4 protein-coding genes are annotated in these 4,254 nt (G+C 42.9%); 2 read left to right on the forward strand and 2 right to left on the reverse strand.

The annotated features are described in order from the left end of the window. Nucleotides 1–206: 206 nt before the first annotated feature. Nucleotides 207–959 carry a cobalt-precorrin-6A reductase gene (locus IQ242_RS17935; protein ID WP_193960904.1) on the forward strand — a complete coding sequence of 251 codons (753 nt, stop codon included), beginning with the start codon at nucleotides 207–209 and terminating at the stop codon, nucleotides 957–959. Between the two features lie 168 nt (nucleotides 960–1,127). Here IQ242_RS17935 and IQ242_RS17940 read toward each other — a convergent pair whose 3' ends face one another. Then, complete coding sequence (locus tag IQ242_RS17940; protein WP_193960905.1) at nucleotides 1,128–2,315, reverse strand: TRC40/GET3/ArsA family transport-energizing ATPase; 1,188 nt, start codon at nucleotides 2,313–2,315, stop codon at nucleotides 1,128–1,130. Between the two features lie 74 nt (nucleotides 2,316–2,389). Beyond that, entirely contained in the window at nucleotides 2,390–2,809 is a 420-nt protein-coding gene (gene panD, locus IQ242_RS17945; RefSeq protein ID WP_193960906.1) for an aspartate 1-decarboxylase, read from the reverse strand. Between the two features lie 37 nt (nucleotides 2,810–2,846). On the opposite strand from panD, the gene IQ242_RS17950 reads away from it, so the two are divergent. Continuing rightward, a complete protein-coding gene (locus tag IQ242_RS17950) occupies nucleotides 2,847–3,674 on the forward strand; it encodes a DUF3598 family protein (RefSeq protein ID WP_193960907.1) in 828 nt (275 codons plus the stop codon). Nucleotides 3,675–4,254 lie beyond the last annotated feature (580 nt).

Below are 4,254 nucleotides of genomic sequence, written 5' to 3' on the forward strand. Positions count from 1 at the left end.
GCTTCATATCTTGATTATACCTGATAACGTTCTTAAAATCTATCGGTGGCCAAAGTTACTTATTTTAGTTACCTAGCTACAGAAATGAGTAGCTTTAAAAAGCTTTAGGTAGGTTTTTGGTTTCTGTTTCTACCCCCAACAATCTCTTTCCTTTGCAAGGCAAGATAGGAAGATGGAAAATTAGTTAACCTTTTGGCAATTGCTGGATGACTAAAAATAAAAGAGTGCTGATTTTAGGGGGAACGGGGGAAGCGGCGGCATTAGCGGCTAAAATTGCGGCAATTCCGGGTATAGATGCCATCGCTTCCTTTGCCGGTCGCACGAGAGAACCGATTACTTTCACAACTCCTTCTCGCCGGGGGGGGTTTGGTGGTGCCACCGGGTTAGCCAATTATCTGCGGCAAGAAGGCATTGATTGTTTAATTGATGCCACCCATCCCTTTGCCGCACAAATTTCCTTTAATGCCGCTCAAGCCGCCTCGGATTGTGGTATTCCTCGATTAATGTTAAGTCGTCCAGCTTGGGAAAAAGTATCTGGAGATAATTGGATGGAAGTAGAAAACAATCAAGCGGCAGCGAATATTTTATCGGGGTTAGCACCGCGGATATTTCTCACTATTGGTCGGCAAGAACTGGCAAGTTATGGACATTTAAACAATATCTGGTTTTTGATGCGGATGATTGACCCTCCGGAACCAGATGCCATCGTACCGGTTGGAAAATTATTATTGGAACGGGGGCCTTTTTCCTTGCAGTCAGAGCGCTCTCTTTTACAAGAATATAAGATTGGGGCGATCGTGAGTAAAAATAGCGGCGGTGATGCCACTTACGCCAAAATTATCGCCGCTAGAGAGTTGGGAATAACCGTGGTAATGGTACAACGTCCACCTGTACCTGAAGGAGAAAAAGTGGCAGATGTTGAAAGTGTCCTGGCATGGTTAGAAAAAAGATGGCTCTGATGATTTTTCTGGGAAAATCATCAGTAAGGTTTGTTGAAAAAGTCAATTGTCTGATGATGGGGTTTTAGGGTTTTAGGGTGATGGGGTTTTAGGGTTTTAGGGTGATGGGGTGATGAAATTCCCCACTTGCCACTTGCCACTTGCCACTTGCCACCTACTCTGGGAAAATTACACTTTCACCACGTTGCTAAAAGAGATTTTCAGGTAATCATCTTCCATTTTTGCTCCAGAAGGTTTCAGGGCTGCCAAAGCTTGGGGTAAGACTAAATTACGACGGTGATTCCCAATGCGAATATTTAACTCGTCTCCAGTTTTATTTAGTTGTATTTGTTCCTTGGGTATGCCGGGTAAATATAATTCCAGACTGTAATTATTTTCCTGTTGAACTACCCGAATGGTGTTTTCTTGGTAATAAACCTTAGTCGGATCTTCCTCGGCAAAAAGAGTTTCTTTCAGTCTTTCCAAAGCGGGTAAACCACACATTTCTTCGGAGTAGAGAGGAACTTCTTTAACTGGTAAAGGATGAAAATTATCGTAAATTTCCTGTTTATAACCCTGTTGATTTTCTTTCCAACGAGCAAAGAAAGGATCGGTTACTTTGTCGGGAATAATCCGATTGGCAATAATTAAATCGGTGGAAACATTATAGAGACTTAGATAGGCATGGGCGCGTAAAGACTCCTTAATCACCATTTTTTCGGGGTTTGTCACCAAACGTACCGAGGTTTGAGTATTATCGGTCAAAACCTTTTCTAAAGCCTCAATCTGCTCATAAAACTCGTAGGGAGCATCCATAACTTCCTTGTCCGGTAGGGAAAAACCGGCGATCGGTCGAAAAAAAGGTTCCACCAGTGGTCGCAATGCCACCGACATTCCCTGTAAAGGTTTGTAAAATCTTCTCATGTACCAACCGCCCACCTCTGGCAAACTCAGCAATCGTAAAGCTGTCCCCGTCGGTGCGGAATCGATAATCAACACATCATAAGTACCCTCATCGTAGTGGCGTTTCATGCGAACTAAGCCGAAAATCTCATCCATTCCGGGTAAAATCGCTAATTCTTCCGCTTGCACTCCATCTAAACCCCTAGCTTGCAATACCTGAGTAATGTAACGTTTTACTGCGCCCCAGTTGCCTTCTAATTCCATTAGTGCATCTAATTCTGCCCCCCAAAGATGGGGACGTACCAAACGAGGATCGTGACCTAATTCGAGATCGAAACTGTCAGCGAGAGAGTGAGCGGGATCGGTGCTGAGAACTAGGGTTTTATAGCCAAGTTCGGCGCAGCGGAGTCCTGTAGCGGCGGCGACGGAGGTTTTACCCACGCCTCCTTTACCGGTCATGAGAATTACACGCATGGGGGCTGATTCTAAGAAAATTTACATTACTTATTCTTATTATGACGGGAAAGTTAACAAATTTGGGACAAGAATCAGCATTCTTGGCTATAGAATTCCACTCCCCGACCATCACCCCGGGGAATTAAGCTCTGTTCAAAAAATTGCTGACAGCGATTTTCGGCATCAGCGACGAGAACTTTGGCAAAATGACCCTTTTCGAGAACTTCTTGCCTCGGACGTTGTTCGTAGGCATAGATAATCAAAATATCTCCTGGTTGACAGAGCAGAGCCGCACCACCGTTGGGGCAAATTTCCCCAGTTTGGCCGGGAAAAACGTAGGTGGAAAAGCGCTTACCATTGCTAAGATTGACCACATCCACCTCTTCAAGCGGCAAAATACCGACCCGCTCAATCAATTCTCGATCGATAGTGATACTGCCGACATAATCGACGTTAGCCTCGCTGACGCGCACTCGATGGAGTTTGGCGTGCATTAATCGAATTGTTCCCATGTATTTTTTCCTATTTCCCCCAATTACTTCAATTATTATGCTCTCCCAGTGGGAATGTTTACTAAAAAATCTCGGTCAATGGCAAGGTTCTTTTACCCGTCTGTCTCCCCAAGGCGACTTGATCGAAGATACCCCGACTTTGGTATCTTTGCAAGGCATTAATAATAATCGATCAATTCGTCAATTGGTCCGCCGTCTCTACAGCGATCGAGTGCCAGAAGACTTAATTTTAGAGTATAGTTCTCTCCATCAGGGTATTCTATTTAGCCAGACGGGAGCTTTTTGCCAAGGTTCTTTATATTTTAGTAGTTTTTCCTCACAATTCGGGGCAGAATTTGGCTTAATCTCCGGGGAAAGACGATTAAGAATCGTACAGTTATTTAATGAGCGCTGTGAGTTCGATCGCTTGACTTTAATTCGGGAAAAGTTAGTTGATTCTCAGTCACCAGAAAGACCGATGTTAACGGTGGAGCAATTACTGGGTCAATGGCGGGGACAAGCGGTGACAACGGGACGGGATTTTTATAATTCTGCTGCCTATTCTACCCATATCTCGATCGAGCGTCAGGGGGATAATTATCTCTCGCAAACTTTGACTTTTGGTGATAATCAAATTACTTCTAGCGCTCGTATTGAGGGACAAAGATTGTTATTTGAAAATAGTCCGATGCCAGTGCAAATTCTGCTGCTGCCAGATGGAGCTTCCTGTAATACACCTCTGAAAATTACTGCTGGTCATCCTTTTGTTTTAGAGGTGGGTTGGTTACTTTCTCCCACTCAAAGACAGCGCTTAATTCGTTCTTATGATCAGAAGGGAGAATGGACAGGTATTACTCTGGTGACGGAGGAAAAAGAAAGCTATTAGCCGTCAGCCATCAGCTAGATTGATAATAAAAAGGAAATTGACAATTACACTGAAAAATATAGCGTTTCTGATAAAGATGAATTATAACTGGATTTGGCATCGTCTCCTTGCTCGGAGACTTGCCAAAACAACAACTTTGTACTTCACCAATAAGATAACTGCTCTCAGAAGCTAAATGCTAAGGGTTAATTTACATAAGCAAAATTTATCAAAATCCCAATATACTTGAGAAGATTTAAATTTACATTCCTTCATCTTTACTTTTCTTAAAAAATAATTGAGAAAAATTCCTATTTGTCAACGAGATTGCAATAGTTACAGCCTGCTGCTAAAATCTAAGAATTGGGTTACTCTGTGCATTTTTAGTCTTTGTGCCTTGAAACCCTTACCCAGTCTAGGATGACTAATTCGTCCCCAGGAAAAACTTGCCAATTGCTCCTCTGACGAAAAAGATCTTTTGCCAAAAATATGTGTACTTATGTTAAAACGAAAAAGTTTTTTTGACAAAATGTACCAGATGTGCTGCGAGAAAAGTCTCCAGATTAGCTACTGGGGATGGGAAACTGTTAACTATCTAGGG

Source organism: Microcystis sp. LEGE 08355 (assembly GCF_015207185.1).
GTDB lineage: Bacteria > Cyanobacteriota > Cyanobacteriia > Cyanobacteriales > Microcystaceae > Microcystis > Microcystis panniformis.